This is a genomic window from Actibacterium ureilyticum, from assembly GCF_002285435.1.
In the GTDB taxonomy this organism is placed as follows: Bacteria; Pseudomonadota; Alphaproteobacteria; order Rhodobacterales; family Rhodobacteraceae; genus Actibacterium_C; species Actibacterium_C ureilyticum.
Window position 1 is genome coordinate 32,017 of record NZ_NSBT01000026.1, and the last position, 16,060, is coordinate 48,076.

Below are 16,060 nucleotides of genomic sequence, written 5' to 3' on the forward strand. Positions count from 1 at the left end.
TCAGTTCGTTTTGCGCGCGGGCAGGAAAGGCAGGGGTGCGACGGGGATGCCGTCCTCCAGCAGCTTGCGCGCCTCGGCCGGGGCGGCCTCGCCATGGATGGCGCGCTCTGGCGCCTCGCCCGCGTGGATCATCCGGGCTTCGTGCACGAAATCGCCGCCGACATAGTCAGAGTTCTTTTCCACCGCATCGCGCAGCGCGGCGATGGCCTGTTCGGCCTGGGTCACGGGTGCGGCAAGCGGTTTGGCCGGTGCGGCCTTGTCGGTCGACGCGACGCTGGGCGCCATCAGGCATTTGCGCACCTGGCCCGAGCCGCAGACCGCGCAGGTGATCATCCCCGCCGCCTGCAGCTTGTCGAAGGCGGCGGCGGATTGGAACCAGCTTTCGAAATCGTGCTCGTCCGCACATTTCAGTGCATAGCGGATCATGCGGCGTTACCCATTTGCGTCGATCTGATGAATATCTATGGAAACCGGCGCGGGTTTCAATTGTTTTCGCCGTCAGCGCGACAGGCGGGGATCGAACTGTGCCAGGATGCGGGCCAGTTCCGGCTCGTCCACCTTGGTGGCGGCCTTGCGCGGCGAGAACCATTTGCGTTTGCGCTCGCCCGCTTCGGGATAGTCGCTGACCAGGGATTGCACCTTGAACGGGAAAAGCGTCACGATGCAGGGCAGCGTGCTGCCATCGTCGAGCTGCTTTTCATAGGAATACATCCCCAGCACGTGGTCGAACACCCGGCCACGCGCGCCGGCCTCTTCAAAGGCTTCGACGGCGGCGGCCTCGTGCGGGGTCTTGCCGTCCATCGGCCAGCCCTTGGGCACGATCCAGCGGCCGGTGTCGCGGCTGGTGATCAGCAGAACCTGCGGCTTGTCCTTCACGGTGCGATAGCACAACGCCGCGAATTGCGAGCGCATGTCCCGTTTCTGGGTGCGGCCGACCGAAATCGGCAGGTATGTACTACGGTGCACGGACACTGATCTGCTCTGAGGGTTTGACCCGGTTTTTGGTTTCTACCCTTTATTTATGACCGATTTGCGGCATTTAACAAGGTGCATGGCTTGATGGCGGGGCGCGGGACGGTTTTGACGGGGATGGGGCGGCAGGGTGTGACCGACGCGACGGCGCCGCTTTTTCTGGGGGCGGGGATCTATCGCCGGTCCAGCTATGGGGCGTTTCACCCGTTGCGCGTGCCGCGTGTGTCGACGGTGATGGATCTGTCGCGGGCGCTGGGCTGGTTGCCGGCGGATCGGTTCCGCACCAGCCCCTGTGCCAAACCCGCCGCGCTGCAGATCTGGCACGACCCGGATTACATCGCGGCGCTGCAACTGGCCGAGGCCACGCAGCAGGTCGACGACGCCACGCGCGCCCGTTTCGGGCTGGGTACCGCCGCCAATCCGGTCTTTGCCGAGATGTACCGCCGCCCGGCTACCGGGGCGGGCGGATCGTTGCTGGCGGCGGAACTGCTGGCAGGGGGTGGCGTGGTGTTTCACCCGGCGGGCGGCACGCATCACGGGCTGAAGGGGCGGGCCAGCGGGTTCTGTTACCTGAACGACCCGGTGCTGGCGATCATGGCGCTGCGCCGCAAGGGGGTGGGGCGGATCGCCTATGTCGATATCGACGCCCATCATGGCGACGGGGTCGAGATCGCCTTTGCCGACGATCCGCAGACGCTGGTCATGTCGGTGCACGAGGAACGCCGCTGGCCCTTTACCGGCGCGCTGGCGGATGCAGGCCGCGGGAATGTCTTCAACCTGCCGGTGCCGCGCGGGTTCAACGATACCGAAATGCAGGCGGTGCTGGAGGGCTTGATCCTGCCCCGGCTGGCGCAGTTCCGCCCCGAGGCGTTGGTGCTGCAATGCGGGGCCGACGCGGTCGAGGAAGACCCGCTGTCGCGCCTGTCGCTGTCGAACAATGCCCATTGGGGCGTGGTGGCGGCGCTGCGCGGGGTCGCCCCGCGGTATCTGGTGCTGGGCGGGGGCGGGTATAACCCCTGGTCGGTCGGGCGGCTTTGGACCGGGGTCTGGGCGGTGCTGGCCGGGCATGACATTCCCGAGCGTTTGCCCGGCGCGGGTGAAAATGTCCTGCGCGGGCTGGACTGGCCGGGGCACAGCCGGGGCCGCAACCCGCCCGCGCATTGGTTCACCACCCTGCGCGACGTGCCGCGCCCCGGTCCTGTGCGGGACGAGGTGCGCGCGCGGTTGGCGGCCCTTGCCGAGCGGGGCGCGCCATGACCCGCGCCTTTGTCGGCATCGATATTCCCGAACACATCATCACCGTGCTGCAGCCGGTGCAGGACCGTCTGCCGATGGGGCGGATCGTGCCGCCGGAAAACCTGCACCTGACCTTGTGCTTTCTGGGCGATGTCAGCGACCCGGCGCTTGAGGCGGTGCATGAGCGGCTGTCGGCGCTGCACCAGCCCGGCGTCGATATCACCCTGTCCGGGCTGGACTGGATCGGCGGGGCGCATCCGCGGGCGATCGTGGCCGGGGTGGTGCCGCATGACGGGCTGACAGCGCTGCACCGGGCGGTTCTGGGCGCGTGCCATGGCGCGGGGGTGGTGGTGGAACGCCGCCGCTTCGTGCCGCATGTGACGCTGGCGCGGCTGGGCAAGGCGCGGGCCAGCGCGGCGCTGAACGATGTGGTCCTGTCCCACAGGCTGACCCCGTTCGGGGCGTTCCGGGCGCATGGCTTCACGCTTTATCAATCCGACCTGCGGCCGGAGGGCGCGGTCTATACCCCGCTGGCCAGCTATCCGCTCAGGTCAGAAGCTCGGTGATCTGCCGGGTCAGCGGCGCCAGCCCGGCGCTGGGGCGCAGATCGGTCAGCACCTTGCGCGCGCGCTGGGCCAACGCGGCTTGGGCCGCCGCGTCGCAGCCGATCAGGCAACGCGCGAAAGCCTCGGCATCCTGCACCAGGATCGCGCCGCCCCCGGCCTGTAGCGCGGCATAGGTTTCGGCGAAATTCTCCAGATGCGGGCCGTGCAACAGCGCCGATCCCAGCGCCACGGGCTCGAACGGGGTATGCCCGCCGCGCGGCACCAGGGAACCGCCGACAAAGCTGATCCCGGCCAGGCTGTACCACAGCGGCATCTCGCCCAGCGTATCGGCCAGATAGACATGCGTGTCCGGCCCCGGCATTTCCCCGCGTGACCGCACGGCGAAGTTCAGCCGCCGCTGCTCCAGCAGCGCCACCAGCTCGTCCCGGCGGCGGGGATGGCGCGGCGCCAGGATCAGGCGCAGGCCGGGACGTTCCGACAGCGCCTGGGCATAGCCGCGCAGGATCACGCGCTCTTCGCCCTCGTGGGTCGAGGCCGCCAGCACTGTATCGGCGCGGGCATAGACGCCTTGCAACGCTTTCAGCGCGGCGGTGTCGATATCGGCGGGCGGCTCGGTCAGGGATTTCAGGTTCAGCGCCGGGCCGATCCGGTCAGACGGCAGGCCCAGCTCGGCAAACCGCGCGGCCGAGGCGCTGTCCTGTGCCGACAGGTAACGGATCGCGCCCAGCACCTGTGCCGCCAGCCCCGGCAGCTTCTGCCAGCGCCGGGCCGAGCGGGGCGACATCCGCGCCGAGACCAGGATCACCGGCCGGTGCAGCGCCCGCATCACCTGCATCCGGTTGGGCCAAAGCTCGTTTTCCACCACGATCAGCGCCTCGGGCTGCCATGTGGCGATGAAGCGGCGCAGCGCGATGCGCAGGTCCAGCGGCGCAAACCGCACCGACACGCGCGGCAGGTTCCAGCCGTCGACCAATGCTCGGCCCGTGGCGCTGTTGCAGGTGACGATCAGCGCAATCGCGGGGTCATGCGCCAGCAGCGCGTCGATCAGCGGGCGCGCCGCCGTCAGCTCGCCATTCGACGCGCCGTGCAGCCACAGCACCCTGCCGCGTCGCGCCGCGTCCGGTCCGCCATGGCCCAGCCGTTCCCGCAGCCCACCCGACAGCGCCGCCCGGATCAGCAGGACCGGCGCCGCAAGGCTGAGCAGAAATCGATACAAGATCACGCCATCCCCCCGTTTGCATCCGGCCCGAGGGTTACGCGCCCGGGCCGTGCTGTGCAAGCGTCACCGCCCGCGCGGCTTGGCGCGCAGGGTGGGTTCGGCTTGCGTCGGGTCCTCGGGCCAGGGGTGTTTGGGATAGCGCCCGCGCATGTCCTTGCGCACGTCCGCATAGGAGCTGGCCCAGAACCCCGGCAGGTCCATGGTCGTCTGCACCGGGCGGCGGGCGGGCGACAGCAGCGTGATCTTCAGCGGCAGGCGTTTCGGCCCGATGGTGGGGTGGGTGGTGACGCCGAACATTTCCTGCAAGCGAACCTGAATTTCCGGCGCGTCGCCGTCATAGTCGATGGCGGCCTTGTGCCCCATGGGCGTGATGAAATGCGCGGGCGCCAGTTGGTCCAGCCGCTGCTGCGCGTCCCAGTCCAGCATCGCGCGCAGGGCGGGCAGGATGTCGAAGCGTTTCAGATCCTCGGCCGTCTTCACGCCCGCCAGATGCGGCAAAAGCCAGTCGTCAAGCGTGGCCATCAGCCCGGCATCGGACATATCGGGCATCTCGGCCCCCTCAGAACGCAGCAACGCGACCCGCGCCCGGAACCGGCGTGCGGCGTCCGACCACGGCAGGCCAAGCTCGCGCACGCCGTCCAGCATGGCCCGCGCGATGGCATCAGCCGGGGCGTCTTTCCAGATCTGGTCGGCCAGCACCAGCGCGCCAAGCCGTTCCTGCCGCCGGGCCAGCACGCGGCGGTCGCGTTTCGACCAGGCGCAGAGGTCGTGCCAGGCGATGCGGTCGCCATAAAGCCCGCGCAGCTCACTGTCGCTCAGGGCGGCGGCCAGGCGGATGCGCGCCTCGCGCGTGTCGCCATCCAGATCGGTCGCCACGATCAGCCGCGCCCCCGCCAGCGGGTCGTCGGCGGCCAGCACCGCGCCCTTGCCGCCCGACAGGACATAGCGCGGATCGTCTCCCGGGCGGCGCAGCCCGATCCGGTCGGGATAGGCCAGCGCCGCCATCTCGCCCGCGCTCATGGGGTCGGCCGCGCTTTTGGGGGCGGCTTTCGACAGGCGTTTGGCCTCGGCCCTTATACGCTCCAGCGCGCCACGATCAGCGGTCGCGGGGGGCGTGCCGGTCAGCGCCCGCAGCCGCAGCGCCAGATCGGCGGGCGCACCGCGCAGCGGATCACGCTCGGCCAGCAGGGCGGCCAGCGGCGCGGCCTGCGCGCCCGCCCGGACCAGCATATGGCCCAGCCGGGGGTGCAGCGGCAGCCGGGCCAGCGCGCGGCCATGATCGGTGATCCGCCCGTCCGCCAACGCGCCAAGTTGGCCGAGCAGCGCGCGCGCCTCGGCAAAGCTGCCCTCGGGCGGTGGGGTCAGGAACGCCAGATCTTCGGGCGTCGCGCCCCAGACCGCCAGTTCCAGCGCCAGCCCGGTCAGGTCGGTCGCCGCGATCTCGGGCGGGGGAAAGGCCGCCAGCGCGCCTTCCTCGCCCTTAGTCCACAGCCGGTAACAGGTGCCCGGCGCCACGCGGCCCGCGCGGCCCCGGCGCTGTTCGGCCTCGGCCTTGGTCACGCGTTCGGTCACCAGCCGCGACATGCCGGAATTGGGGTCGAACCGCGCCCGCCGCGCCCGCCCGCAATCGACCACCACGCGAATATCCTGAATGGTCAGCGAGGTTTCGGCGATGGCGGTGGCCAGAACGATCTTGCGGCCCGTTTCCGCCGGCTGGATCGCCGCGCGCTGGTCCTTGAACGGCAACGCGCCGTAAAGCGGGCGCAGGTGGCAATCGGGTGGAAGTTTGCCCTGCAACGCGCTGGCAACGCGGCGAATTTCGCCCTCTCCGGGCAAAAAGACCAGCACGCCGCCCTCGGTCTCGGCGCTCGCGCGGGCGACCAGATCGGCGGCCGCTTGGATATAGTCGTGAAAGCGCGTGGTGTTGGCGGGCCGGTCCAGCCAGTGCGTTGCGACCGGAAAGGCGCGGCCCTGCGACGTGACGACCGGCGCGGCCTCCAGCATGGCGGCGACAGGCTCGGCATCCAGCGTGGCCGACATGACCAGCAGGATCAGATCGTCGCGCAGGGCTTGCCGGACCTCCCACGCCAATGCCAGCCCCAGATCGGCATTCAAAGATCGTTCGTGGAATTCGTCGAAGATCACGGCGCCCACACCGGGCAGGTCGGGGTCGGATTGCAGCATCCGGGTCAGAATGCCTTCGGTCACGACCTCGATCCGGGTGGTCTTGCCCACCTTGGCCTCGCCCCGGATGCGATAGCCGACGGTCTGGCCCACCGGCTCGCCCAATGTCTGGGCCATGCGTTCGGCGGCGGCGCGCGCGGCCAGGCGGCGCGGCTCCAGCATCACGATGCGGCCCTTGGTCAGCCCGGCGCGCAGCATCGCCAGCGGCACGCGGGTGGTTTTCCCCGCGCCGGGGGGCGCTTGCAGCACCGCACGGCCCCGGTCGCGCAGGGTGTCCAGCAGGGCGGGCAGGGCGTCGTCGATGGGCAGGGGCGTATCGCTCATGGCGCCCTTATGGTCGATCCGCGCCGTCTGGGCCAGAGGGGTGGACAGCGCGCCGCGCACGGGGCAAGACAGCGTGACCCGAAGCCCAAGCCCCCGGAGCATGCGATGGACATCACAGATCTGGCGACCCGCATCCAGAATGGCGAACGCCGCGCGCTGGCGCGGGCGATCACGCTGGTCGAAAGCGGCCGGGCCGATCACCGGGCGCAGGCGGTCGAGTTGCTGGAGCAGCTGGCCAAGACCCAGCGTCAGGCGCTGCGCATCGGGCTGTCGGGCACGCCCGGTGTGGGCAAGTCGACCTTTATCGAGGCGTTCGGCATGATGCTGACCGGGCAGGGGCTGCGCGTGGCGGTGCTGGCGGTGGATCCGTCCAGCGCGCGCTCGGGCGGGTCGATCCTGGGCGACAAGACGCGGATGGAACGCCTGAGCCGCGATCCGAACGCGTTCATCCGCCCCTCGCCCAGCCAATCGGCGCTGGGCGGCGTGGCGCGGCGCACCCGCGAATCCATTGCGCTGTGCGAGGCTGCGGGCTTCGACGTGGTGCTGATCGAAACCGTGGGCGTGGGCCAGTCGGAGACCATGGTGGCCGAGATGTCGGACCTGTTCATCCTGTTGCTGGCGCCCGCCGGCGGGGACGAGCTTCAGGGCGTCAAGCGCGGCATCATGGAGATGGCCGATATCATCCTGGTGAACAAGGCCGATGGCGATCTGAAAGCCACCGCCACCCGCACCTGCGCCGATTATGCCGGGGCGCTGCGGCTGCTGCGCAAGCGCCCCTATGACCCGCCGGAATTCCCCAAGGCGATGACCGTTTCCGCGGTCGAGGAACACGGCCTGGCCGAGGCCTGGGCCGAGATGCGCGCGCTGTCGGACTGGCGGCGGGAACAGGGGCATTTCGATGCCCGCCGCGCCGAACAGGCCCGCCACTGGTTCGAGGAAGAGGTCCGGCAGGGCCTGCTGGCGCGCCTGCATCAGGACCCTCAGACCCGCGCGCAGATGCGCGCCCTGGGCGAAGGCGTCGCGCGAGGCGAGGTCAGCATCGGCGCCGCCACCCGCGATATCCTGGTGGCGCTGGGCGCGGCCTAGCTACACATCCCACAACCGGTTCGCACAGGGCATCCGACATCTGTCGGATGGTCCGTTCCGCATGCCGTGGGGCATCCGACATGTGATCGATGCGTGACTTGCAAACCGGGGCGCGGCATCCCACACTTGTCATATAACCGTTACATGACATAATGCGTTCCCAGCATCGCAAGCGGAGTAGGCCGGTTTGCAGGAAGACACGATCACCTTGAACCCAAGTGACGTCATCGCCGAAGGCGGCGAGCGGATGGTCTTTGCCCACCCCGATCACCCGTTCCGCCTGATCAAGGTCGTCAAGCCGCGCCACACGGAAGAATTCAACCGCTGGACCTTCGGGCATCTGACGCAGCGCTATATCCCCTCGGCCCGGTGGCGGCCGACGGTCAAGCAATATGACGAATATCGCCGCCTGATGCTGGGCCGGCTGTTCGACGTGAATTTCAACCTGCCGATCTCGCACCTGTATGGGTTTGTGAAAACCAACCTGGGCGTGGGCTGCATCACGGAACGCGTGACCGATGCCGATGGCAACAACGCGCCCACGCTGCAAAAGCTGGTGCGGTCGGGCCGGTTCACCGATGACGATCTGCAACGGCTGAACCGCTTTGTCGAAGAGCTTTACGATGTCAGCGTCTGCGTGGGCGATGTGGGGCCGGCGAATTTCGTCTATGGCCACCGCCATATCGGCCCGTCGAACGCGCGGTCCGAGCCCAGCTGGGTGCTGGTCGACGGGTTCGGCGACCGCTTCGCGATCACCATCCGGTCGGTGTCGCGCCGGGTGCGGACCATGGGGCTGGACGATTGCTTCAAGCGCAGCAAGAAGGTCGCGGGGCTGGAATGGGTGCCGGCACAGCGCCGCTATCGGATCACCGCGCGCAAGCCCGCGCGGCGGGGCGTAAATTCCTCGCACGAATCCCTTGACGCCCTGAATGTTTCGCCTTAATCACGCCCAACGGAATTCGGGGCGCTGCGCTTGCGGCGCCTGATCTATTATCGAGACAAGGAAAAGACCCATGTCGCGCGTTTGCGAACTGACCGGAAAAGGCCCGATGGTTGGCAACAATGTCAGCCATGCCAACAACAAGACCAAGCGCCGGTTTCTGCCGAACCTGAACGATGTGACGCTGCTGTCGGATGCGCTTGGACAGTCGTTCAAGCTGCGCATTTCCGCATCGGCGTTGCGCACGGTGGATCACCGCGGCGGTCTGGACGCGTTCCTGGCGAAAGCCAAGGACAGCGACCTGTCGCCCAAGGCGCTGAAGATCAAGAAGGACATCGCAAAGGCCGCCGCGGCCTGAGCCCTTTTGATCAGACACAGTGATTGACGCCCGGCTGACCCTGTCCGCCGGGCGTTTTTCTGTGCGCGAACCCCGTCCCGCGCGCCCGATCCGCCTTTTGTCAGATGGCGCGGCGCGGCGCAGGCCCTAGGGTGGGGCGGCAAAAATGAAGGAGCGGTGATGTCATTTCGGATTCGGATCGTGGGGTTTGTCGTCGGGCTGGCGGTTTGCCTGACGCTTGTGCTGGCCCTGTTGGAACTTGCCGTGACCGGCGACGCGATGGAGCCGGGCGAGCTGTTGACCGATTTCGTCGAGATGCTGGTGATGGCGCTGGCCATCGTGATCGGGGTTTTCGGGCTCGACCGTCTGCGCACGCTCGAGGGCGAGGCCGAGGTGCTGAAGGCCAAGCTGGACGATGCCGCCCGGGCCGGGGCGGACTGGCGGCGTCAAAGCGCCCATTTCGCGCGCGGCCTGTCGGCGGCGGTGGCGCAGAAATTCGACGACTGGGGCCTGACCGAGGCCGAGGCGGACATCGCCGGGATGATCCTGAAAGGGGCGTCGCTGAAGGAAATCGCGCAGGTGCGCCAGACCTCGCAGGCGACCATCCGTCAGCAGGCGCAGGCGATCTATCGCAAATCCGGGCTGGCCAACCGGTCGGAACTGGCGGCCTATTTCCTGCAAGACGTTTTCGACATGGCCGCCGCCCGCAGTGCCGCACAGCACGAACAGTCGCCCAAGCACTAGCCTTTCGCGCCGCGCTGGTATCTGATGCCCCGCAGACCGGACAGGCAGGGGGGGCATCATGACGGCATTCGAACCACGGTTCGCAGGCTATGCGCAACGGGTGCGGGACAGTTTCGACCGGCAACCGGCGATGGCGACATTGGGCGTGTCGATCACCGATCTTGCGCCGGGGCGGATCACGCTGGAGATGCCCTTTCACGTCGATTTCACCCAGCAGCACGGGTTCGTGCATACGGGGATCGTGACCACCGCGCTGGACAGCGCCTGCGGCTATGCGGCGTTTTCGCTGATGGCCGAGGATGCCGCAGTGCTGACGGTCGAGCTGAAGACCAGCCTGATGGCGCCCGCCGATGGCGATCATTTCCTGTTCCGGGCCGAGGTTCTGAAACCCGGCCGCACGCTGAGCTTTGCCGAAGCGACGGCCTTTGCCCTGAAAGACGGTGCCGAGCGGCCCGTCGCGCGGATGACCGCCACGCTGATGGCGGTGACGGGGCGGGCCGATATCCGGGGATAGGCGGTTGCTGCCTTTTGTCGCTTGGCAAGCCCGGGCCGGGCGGTCTATCAAACCCACCTGATGGATCGGTTGCGCCCTCATATCGCCCTGACGCTGGCCCTGATGCTGGCGCTGACATCGCTGTCGCTGGCGGTGGCGCGCGGTCAGGCGACGCCTGCGGGCACCATCGCGCTGTGTTCCGGTGCGGGCATGCAGATGCTGTATGTCGATGCCGATGGCAACCCGACCGGCCCGCCGCATGTCTGCCCCGACGGGGTGGCGGCGCTGGCGCTGGTGGATATGGAGCCGTCGGCACAGGCGCTGCGCCGGGTCCGGGATGGCGAGACCTTGCGCATTCCGCGCGACATTGCGGCGGTGGCCCAACCGGTCGTCCCCGCCCAGGCGCGGGGCCCTCCACCGGTGATCTGAGTTTCCGAAAACCAACTTGGATCCCCACGCAGGAGTGCGAAATGTTTCTGAAATCAACGCTTTGCGCGGTTGCCGCAACCGCCGCCATGACGCTGCCCGTTTTCGCGGGCGATATCACCATCGACGATGCCTATGCCCGTGTTTCGACCATGATGGCGAAATCCGGCGCGGCCTTCATGGTGATCCACAACGCCGCCGATGCCGATGACAGGCTGGTCGGCGCAAGTTCGGATGTGGCCGCCAAGGTCGAGCTGCACACCCACAAGGAAAACGATCAGGGCGTGATGCAGATGATCCGGGTCGACGAAGGCTTCGCCATCCCCGCCGGGGGCACTCATGCGCTGGCGCGCGGGGGCGATCACGTGATGTTTCTGGGCCTGAACCGGCCGCTGAAACATGGCGATGTGGTGGACGTCACGCTGACCTTCGAACAGGCGGGCGAGATGACGGTCGCCATCCCCGTCGATCTGGAGCGCAAGCCGATGCATGGCGGCATGAACCATGGCCAGCCCAAGATGCAGATGAGCAACTGATCCTGGCGGATCCCGCGCCGGTGGGGGCGGGATCCCTAGGCCAGCATCTGCGCGACCCAGGCGGGCACGATTTCGGTCGCCGGGCCGGTGCGGACCTCTTCGAAATCATGGGCGCCGATGGACGGCTCCAGGTTCAGCTCCAGCGTTTGCGCGCCCGCCCGCGCGGCATCCTGGACGAAAGCCGCGGCGGGATAGACATTGCCCGAGGTGCCGATCGATACGAACAGATCGGCGGCGCGCAGTTCGTCCCAGATCGCCTCCATCCCATAGGGATATTCGCCGAACCAGACGATATCGGGCCGCGTGGCCGGGGCGGCGCAGGCCGGGCAGGGATCGGCGGGCGCCATGACCGCCGGCGCGTCCCAACGATGCCCGCAGGCGGCACAAAGCGCCCGCGTCAGCTGCCCGTGCATATGCCAGACATGGCTGGAGCCCGCCCGTTCGTGCAGATCATCGACATTCTGCGTCACGATCAGCACGGGCCCGTCGAAGTCGCGTTCCAGCCTGGCCAGCGCGTGATGGGCGGCGTTCGGCGTCGCCTCGACACAGTTCTTGCGGCGGGCGTTATAGAATTCGTGGACCAGCGCGGGGTTGCGCGCGAATCCCTCGGGCGTCGCGACCTCCTCCAGGTCGTATCTGGTCCATAGCCCGTCCTTGTCGCGGAACGTGCCCAGCCCGCTTTCGGCGGACACGCCCGCCCCGGTCAGAATTACGATCTTGGTCATGCGCGGCTCCTTGCGCTATCACTTTGACCAATGGAGGAGCCGATGACCACCCGCATCCTGTTTGTCTGTCTGGGCAATATCTGCCGCTCGCCCACCGCGCACGGCGTTTTCGAAGCCATCGCAGCGGCCGAGGGGCTGGACGTGCATGTCGAAAGCGCGGGCACCGGTGGCTGGCATGTGGGCGATCCGCCCGATGCGCGCGCCACGACCGAGGCTGCGCAGCGCGGCTATGACCTGAGCCATCTGCGCGCGCAGCAGGTCACGGGCGCCGATTTCGCGCGGTTCGATCTGATCGTGGCGATGGATCATGCCAATGTCGCGGCGCTGGAACGGATGCGCCCGATGGACAGCGAAACGCCTGTGGCGCTGTTCCTCAGCTATGCCGACAGCGCGCGCGACGAGGTGCCCGACCCTTATTACGAGGGCGGGTTCGACCTGGTTCTGGACCTGATCGAGGGGGCGAGCCGCGGGCTGGCACGCAGCCTGCGGCCGCGCTGAGCCTTAGCGGCAGAAGGTTTCCGCGGTGGCGCCGAACTGCTTGTAGCGCTTCCAGAACGCCTCGTGGCTGCTGCGGTCCGACTGGCGGATCACCTGTGCCTGATGCGGGTCGCGGAAGAATTTCGCCGCCAGCCGCTGATCCGAGCCCGAAAGCGTCAGGTTCGCGGCCTCTTGGATACAGCCGCACAGGCTGCGCGACACGGCCTTGCGGTCCGACCGCAGACAGGCCTTTTCGATGGTGCCGCCAAAGCTGGCGGGGGCGGTCGTGCCCGCGATCAGCGCTGCCAGAATAAGATGTTTCATGCCCTTGCCTCTTCTTTGCGCGGGCGGCCCCGGTTGGCCCGGCGTCCTGCCCAGTGCGGGGATTATGCCACGCGATCTTAAAATTTCAATAATCTCGACGGTGCCGCGTCAAAACGTGACGCGCGGGCCTTTGGGGTGAAACAATCGCCCCGGGCGCGCAAAACTTTCGCAGATGCAGAAAATCCCGGCCCATGTCGCAGGATTTCTTTTCCTTTCGGGGGTGGTTTGCATTACACTTGGCCCGGTGTCGGTCAATTGCGGCCGGTGCGGTTCGATCTTTCAAAAGCACCTGTATGTCCCGTTGGTATTTTTATTTTATCGCATTGATATTGTTGGCCATTGTCTATTCCCTCGGCGTTTTCAGCCGGTCTATCTGGTATGACGAGGCGATCACCCTGCAATCGAACGCGGCTGTGGACTATGTTCAGCCCGGCCCCGGTCCGCTTGCCGCCGAACAGGTTCAGCGCCAGTTCGACGGCGTCAGGATATTGCCGCAACTGATTGACAACTATATCGAAAATGACGTTCATCCACCGCTTTACTTCGGTGTTGCCAATGCAGCGACATGGGTCTTTGGCAACAGCCTGACGGTGATGCGGTTCGTGTCGGTCGCGCTGGTGCTGGCATCCGTGGTGCTGTTTGCCCGGCTGATGGCCCGGTTCGAGCCGCCCCGCGCGCTGGCCTATGTGCTGGCCTATGGGCTGTCGTTTTCGGTGGCCACCAGCGCCCATGACGCGCGCGGCTATGCCATGGTGCTGCTGCTGGCGGTGCTGGCCTGGCTCACCGCCGCACAGCCCGCTGACGGGGCCGCATCGCGCCCGGTGCTGTGGCGCGTGGTGGTGAATGGGCTGGCCTGTGGCGGGCTGCTGCTGACGCATTATTTCGCCGTTTTCATCGTGGTGCCCCTGTTGGGGGTGCAGGTGCTGCGCGGGCTGGTGACGCGGCGGTTCCTTTACTGGCTGTCGCCGCTGGTGGCGTTTCTGGTGTTCCTGCCCTGGCTGCCAGTGATGCTGCATCACATGGGCGCGCGGCCCGACCAGATGACCGGGTTTCCCGGGCTGGTCGGCTGGGTGAAGGAGATGCTGGCCTTTCTGCCCGGACAGGTCTTTTCGGCCACCAGTTTCGAGGTGCCGAACCTGGTCCAGAAATACGGGCGGCTGGCCTGTTTCGCGCTGATCGCGCTGGGGGGCTCGGGCGTTCTGGCGGCGATGCTGCGCGGCCCGCGCCGGTGGGATCACGCCACGATCGCGCTGTTTGTGGTGGGCGTCGGGGTGGGGCTGTTCCTGGTGGCGTCGGTGCTGATGGACCGGTCGTTCAACGCGTTGCGCTATTGGACATTCTTCACGCCCTTCGTGGCCTATCTGGCCGCGCGCGGGGCGCTGATGCTGGGGCAGGGGATCGCGCGGGCGATCCCGGTCTTTCCGGCCCTGGCGCCGCTCTGGCTGCTGGTGGCGGGGCTGGCGGCGATGCTGAATTTCGGGTTCGAGACCAACCGCAACCGGGGCGGCGGGTTCTATCGGTCCATCGCGGCCGAGGCCGCGCAGGCCGGGACCGATCAGACGCTGATCGTGGTCGATCCCGGCGTCGGGCGGGGGGCGACGCTGGCCGCAGCGTTCGAGGTGGCGCCGGAACAGCTGCTGTACCTGCTGCCGCGCGAACCGGGCGACTGGGCCGCTGCGGCCGCCGATCTGGCCCCGTTGCTGGATAACCGAAGCACTGTCATACTGGCCTTCACCATCGACCGGGGGTCGATGAACACCGACAAGACCGCGCTTTATGGGGATATCGTGGCGCAATTGCACGAACAGGGCTTTGCGCGCGCGCCGATCCTGGCGGCGGCACAGGATGGCAGGCATTATGCAAAATGGACACGTTGAGATGAAGGATACCGAAATCAGCCTGCCCGCCCGTCCCGTGGGCTTGCCGCCGGCGGTGACGCGGGTGGCCGATCCGCTGATCTCGATCGTGGTGCCGTGCTATAACGAAACCGATGCGGTCGACCTGTTCCACACCGCCATCACGGGCGAGCTGGACGGCCACCGGCTGGAGCTGGTCTTTGTCAACGATGGCAGCAAGGACGACACCATCGCCAAGCTCATTGACCTGAGCCGCCGCGACGACCGGGTCGTCGTCGTCAACCTGAGCCGCAATTTCGGGAAAGAGGTCGCGATGACCGCCGGGATCGAACAGGCCAGCGGCGATGTGGTGATCCCGATGGATGTCGATCTGCAGGACCCGCCCGACCTGATCCCGAAATTCCTTGAGAGATGGCGCGAAGGCTATGACGTGGTCTATGGCGTGCGGGTGGACCGGTCGTCGGACAAGGCGACCAAGCGCGTGACCTCGGGCCTGTTCTATCGGCTGTTCAACCGTCTGGCCCAGACCGAGATCCCGCCGAATGCAGGCGACTATCGCCTGATGGACCGGGTGGCGGTGGATGCGATCTGTCAGCTGACCGAGCGCAACCGGTTCATGAAGGGGCTGTTTGCCTGGATCGGGTTTCCGTCGGTGGGGGTGGAATACACCCGCCCCGAACGCGCGGCGGGCGAGACCAAGTTCAATTACTGGCGGCTGTGGAATTTCGCGCTGGACGGGGTGGTCAGCTTTTCCAGCCTGCCGCTGCGGGTCTGGACCTATGCCGGGGGGATCGTGGCGTTCGTGTCGGTGCTTTATGCCAGCCTGATCGTGGTCCGGACCATGGTTTATGGGATCGACGTGCCCGGCTATGCCTCGACCATGACGGCGGTGCTGTTCCTGGGGGGCATCCAGCTGATTTCGCTGGGGGTGATCGGCGAATACCTGTCGCGGCTTTTCGTCGAGACCAAGGGCCGGCCCGTCTATCTGTTGCAGGGGGTGTACCGCAAGGGCGCCCGGACCGAAAAAGGGACGCGCGATGTCGATCCGGACCAGGGCTGAGCTGATCCAGGCGCTGCGCTTCGGCCTGGTGGGCGGGCTGTCGACGCTGGTGCATATGGCGGTGGCGCAGGGGCTGCTGGCGTTCGATCTGGCATCGCTGGGCTGGTCGAACGTGCTGGGCTTCGTCACGGCGTTTTTCGTGTCGTTCTTCGGGCACTATCATTTTTCATTCCAGCGCAACACGCCCTTCCTGCGGTCGATGGGCCGTTACGGGGTGATTGCGCTGATGGGGTTTGCGGTGAACAATTTCGTTCTGATCGGGCTGGTGGCGATGAATGTCCTGCCCGAATCCGTGGCCCTGGCGATTGCGATCATTATCGTACCGGTGGGCACCTTTGTCGCCAGCCGGTTCTGGGGGTTTACAGCGGCGTCCTAGGGGCGCCGGGGCATTGGACTCCGGTTTCGGGGTCGCATACGGTCGGATTTCAAACGGGATCCCGTGGTTTCCGCCCGCAGGCCGTCACCCGATCACGGGGTGGGGCAATGGGCGGGCGCTGGCGCGGGACGGCACAGGGTTATCGGGGCATTGACGGTGGGTTTCAGCAATCGAATGGG

19 protein-coding genes are annotated in these 16,060 nt (G+C 67.2%); 13 read left to right on the forward strand and 6 right to left on the reverse strand.

The window, feature by feature from the left end; translation table 11 throughout:
* Together CLM60_RS08740 and CLM60_RS08745 are read right to left on the reverse strand one after the other, a co-directional pair.
* Complete coding sequence (locus tag CLM60_RS08740; RefSeq protein WP_095588790.1) at positions 1–426, reverse strand: DUF1178 family protein; 426 nt, start codon at positions 424–426, stop codon at positions 1–3.
* Between the two features lie 72 nt (positions 427–498).
* A complete protein-coding gene (locus CLM60_RS08745) occupies positions 499–966 on the reverse strand; it encodes an NUDIX hydrolase (protein WP_342745116.1) in 468 nt (155 codons plus the stop codon).
* 138 nt (positions 967–1,104) lie between these two features.
* On the opposite strand from CLM60_RS08745, the gene CLM60_RS08750 reads away from it, so the two are divergent.
* Together CLM60_RS08750 and thpR are read left to right on the forward strand one after the other, a co-directional pair.
* Positions 1,105–2,229: an acetoin utilization protein AcuC gene (locus CLM60_RS08750; RefSeq protein WP_245848313.1), complete on the forward strand. Its 1,125-nt coding sequence runs from the start codon at positions 1,105–1,107 to the stop codon at positions 2,227–2,229.
* Positions 2,226–2,774 carry an RNA 2',3'-cyclic phosphodiesterase gene (gene thpR / locus CLM60_RS08755; RefSeq protein WP_095588793.1) on the forward strand — a complete coding sequence of 183 codons (549 nt, stop codon included), beginning with the start codon at positions 2,226–2,228 and terminating at the stop codon, positions 2,772–2,774. The genes CLM60_RS08750 and thpR overlap by 4 nt, the downstream gene beginning before the upstream one ends.
* Here thpR and CLM60_RS08760 read toward each other — a convergent pair.
* On the reverse strand, positions 2,755–3,996 hold the full coding sequence (locus tag CLM60_RS08760) for a 3-deoxy-D-manno-octulosonic acid transferase (RefSeq protein ID WP_095588794.1): 1,242 nt from the start codon (positions 3,994–3,996) through the stop codon (positions 2,755–2,757). The two genes, thpR and CLM60_RS08760, sit on opposite strands and share 20 nt — an antisense overlap.
* 60 nt (positions 3,997–4,056) lie before the next feature.
* On the reverse strand, positions 4,057–6,501 hold the full coding sequence (gene hrpB / locus CLM60_RS08765) for an ATP-dependent helicase HrpB (protein ID WP_095589308.1): 2,445 nt from the start codon (positions 6,499–6,501) through the stop codon (positions 4,057–4,059).
* A gap of 105 nt (positions 6,502–6,606) precedes the next feature.
* On the opposite strand from hrpB, the gene meaB reads away from it, so the two are divergent.
* The 7 genes from meaB to CLM60_RS08800 all read left to right on the forward strand — a co-directional run bounded on the left by meaB (position 6,607) and on the right by CLM60_RS08800 (position 11,063).
* Positions 6,607–7,587, forward strand: a complete 981-nt coding sequence (gene meaB / locus CLM60_RS08770; protein ID WP_095588795.1) for a methylmalonyl Co-A mutase-associated GTPase MeaB — start codon at positions 6,607–6,609, stop codon at positions 7,585–7,587.
* Between the two features lie 208 nt (positions 7,588–7,795).
* Positions 7,796–8,530: a YrbL family protein gene (locus tag CLM60_RS08775; protein WP_176473834.1), complete on the forward strand. Its 735-nt coding sequence runs from the start codon at positions 7,796–7,798 to the stop codon at positions 8,528–8,530.
* 70 nt (positions 8,531–8,600) lie between these two features.
* Positions 8,601–8,885, forward strand: coding sequence for a 50S ribosomal protein L28 (gene rpmB, locus CLM60_RS08780; protein WP_095588797.1), 285 nt, complete (start codon positions 8,601–8,603; stop codon positions 8,883–8,885).
* 159 nt (positions 8,886–9,044) lie between these two features.
* Complete coding sequence (locus CLM60_RS08785; RefSeq protein WP_095588798.1) at positions 9,045–9,608, forward strand: helix-turn-helix transcriptional regulator; 564 nt, start codon at positions 9,045–9,047, stop codon at positions 9,606–9,608.
* Positions 9,609–9,666: 58 nt separating this feature from the next.
* On the forward strand, positions 9,667–10,122 hold the full coding sequence (locus CLM60_RS08790; RefSeq protein ID WP_095588799.1) for a PaaI family thioesterase: 456 nt from the start codon (positions 9,667–9,669) through the stop codon (positions 10,120–10,122).
* A 60-nt stretch (positions 10,123–10,182) separates the two neighbouring features.
* Positions 10,183–10,530, forward strand: coding sequence for a hypothetical protein (locus CLM60_RS08795; RefSeq protein WP_095588800.1), 348 nt, complete (start codon positions 10,183–10,185; stop codon positions 10,528–10,530).
* Positions 10,531–10,571: 41 nt separating this feature from the next.
* Positions 10,572–11,063, forward strand: a complete 492-nt coding sequence (locus CLM60_RS08800) for a copper chaperone PCu(A)C (RefSeq protein WP_095588801.1) — start codon at positions 10,572–10,574, stop codon at positions 11,061–11,063.
* 35 nt (positions 11,064–11,098) lie between these two features.
* On the opposite strand, the gene CLM60_RS08805 is transcribed toward CLM60_RS08800, so the two are convergent.
* A complete protein-coding gene (locus CLM60_RS08805) occupies positions 11,099–11,788 on the reverse strand; it encodes an NAD-dependent deacylase (RefSeq protein WP_095588802.1) in 690 nt (229 codons plus the stop codon).
* 42 nt (positions 11,789–11,830) lie between these two features.
* On the opposite strand from CLM60_RS08805, the gene CLM60_RS08810 reads away from it, so the two are divergent.
* Positions 11,831–12,286 carry a low molecular weight protein-tyrosine-phosphatase gene (locus tag CLM60_RS08810; RefSeq protein WP_095588803.1) on the forward strand — a complete coding sequence of 152 codons (456 nt, stop codon included), beginning with the start codon at positions 11,831–11,833 and terminating at the stop codon, positions 12,284–12,286.
* A gap of 3 nt (positions 12,287–12,289) precedes the next feature.
* Here CLM60_RS08810 and CLM60_RS08815 read toward each other — a convergent pair whose 3' ends face one another.
* A complete protein-coding gene (locus tag CLM60_RS08815) occupies positions 12,290–12,589 on the reverse strand; it encodes a hypothetical protein (RefSeq protein WP_095588804.1) in 300 nt (99 codons plus the stop codon).
* A gap of 332 nt (positions 12,590–12,921) precedes the next feature.
* On the opposite strand from CLM60_RS08815, the gene CLM60_RS08820 reads away from it, so the two are divergent.
* From CLM60_RS08820 to CLM60_RS08830, 3 genes are read left to right on the forward strand one after another with little or no spacing between them, the layout of a single operon-like run.
* Positions 12,922–14,466 (forward strand): glycosyltransferase family 39 protein, encoded by a 1,545-nt coding sequence (locus tag CLM60_RS08820; protein WP_176473835.1) that lies wholly within the window; start codon positions 12,922–12,924, stop codon positions 14,464–14,466.
* A gap of 1 nt (position 14,467) precedes the next feature.
* Positions 14,468–15,505 (forward strand): glycosyltransferase family 2 protein, encoded by a 1,038-nt coding sequence (locus CLM60_RS08825; RefSeq protein WP_095588806.1) that lies wholly within the window; start codon positions 14,468–14,470, stop codon positions 15,503–15,505.
* Complete coding sequence (locus CLM60_RS08830; protein ID WP_095588807.1) at positions 15,483–15,881, forward strand: GtrA family protein; 399 nt, start codon at positions 15,483–15,485, stop codon at positions 15,879–15,881. The genes CLM60_RS08825 and CLM60_RS08830 overlap by 23 nt, the downstream gene beginning before the upstream one ends.
* Positions 15,882–16,060: the final 179 nt, after the last annotated feature.

Coding starts and splice junctions, on each gene's coding strand:
- CLM60_RS08740 (WP_095588790.1), bottom strand. CDS start 426: ATGATCCGCTATGCACTGAAATGTGCGGACGAGCACGATTTCGAAAGC.
- thpR (WP_095588793.1), top strand. CDS start 2,226: ATGACCCGCGCCTTTGTCGGCATCGATATTCCCGAACACATCATCACC.
- hrpB (WP_095589308.1), bottom strand. CDS start 6,501: ATGAGCGATACGCCCCTGCCCATCGACGACGCCCTGCCCGCCCTGCTG.
- meaB (WP_095588795.1), top strand. CDS start 6,607: ATGGACATCACAGATCTGGCGACCCGCATCCAGAATGGCGAACGCCGC.
- rpmB (WP_095588797.1), top strand. CDS start 8,601: ATGTCGCGCGTTTGCGAACTGACCGGAAAAGGCCCGATGGTTGGCAAC.
- CLM60_RS08785 (WP_095588798.1), top strand. CDS start 9,045: ATGTCATTTCGGATTCGGATCGTGGGGTTTGTCGTCGGGCTGGCGGTT.
- CLM60_RS08790 (WP_095588799.1), top strand. CDS start 9,667: ATGACGGCATTCGAACCACGGTTCGCAGGCTATGCGCAACGGGTGCGG.
- CLM60_RS08795 (WP_095588800.1), top strand. CDS start 10,183: ATGGATCGGTTGCGCCCTCATATCGCCCTGACGCTGGCCCTGATGCTG.
- CLM60_RS08800 (WP_095588801.1), top strand. CDS start 10,572: ATGTTTCTGAAATCAACGCTTTGCGCGGTTGCCGCAACCGCCGCCATG.
- CLM60_RS08805 (WP_095588802.1), bottom strand. CDS start 11,788: ATGACCAAGATCGTAATTCTGACCGGGGCGGGCGTGTCCGCCGAAAGC.
- CLM60_RS08810 (WP_095588803.1), top strand. CDS start 11,831: ATGACCACCCGCATCCTGTTTGTCTGTCTGGGCAATATCTGCCGCTCG.
- CLM60_RS08815 (WP_095588804.1), bottom strand. CDS start 12,589: ATGAAACATCTTATTCTGGCAGCGCTGATCGCGGGCACGACCGCCCCC.
- CLM60_RS08825 (WP_095588806.1), top strand. CDS start 14,468: ATGAAGGATACCGAAATCAGCCTGCCCGCCCGTCCCGTGGGCTTGCCG.
- CLM60_RS08830 (WP_095588807.1), top strand. CDS start 15,483: ATGTCGATCCGGACCAGGGCTGAGCTGATCCAGGCGCTGCGCTTCGGC.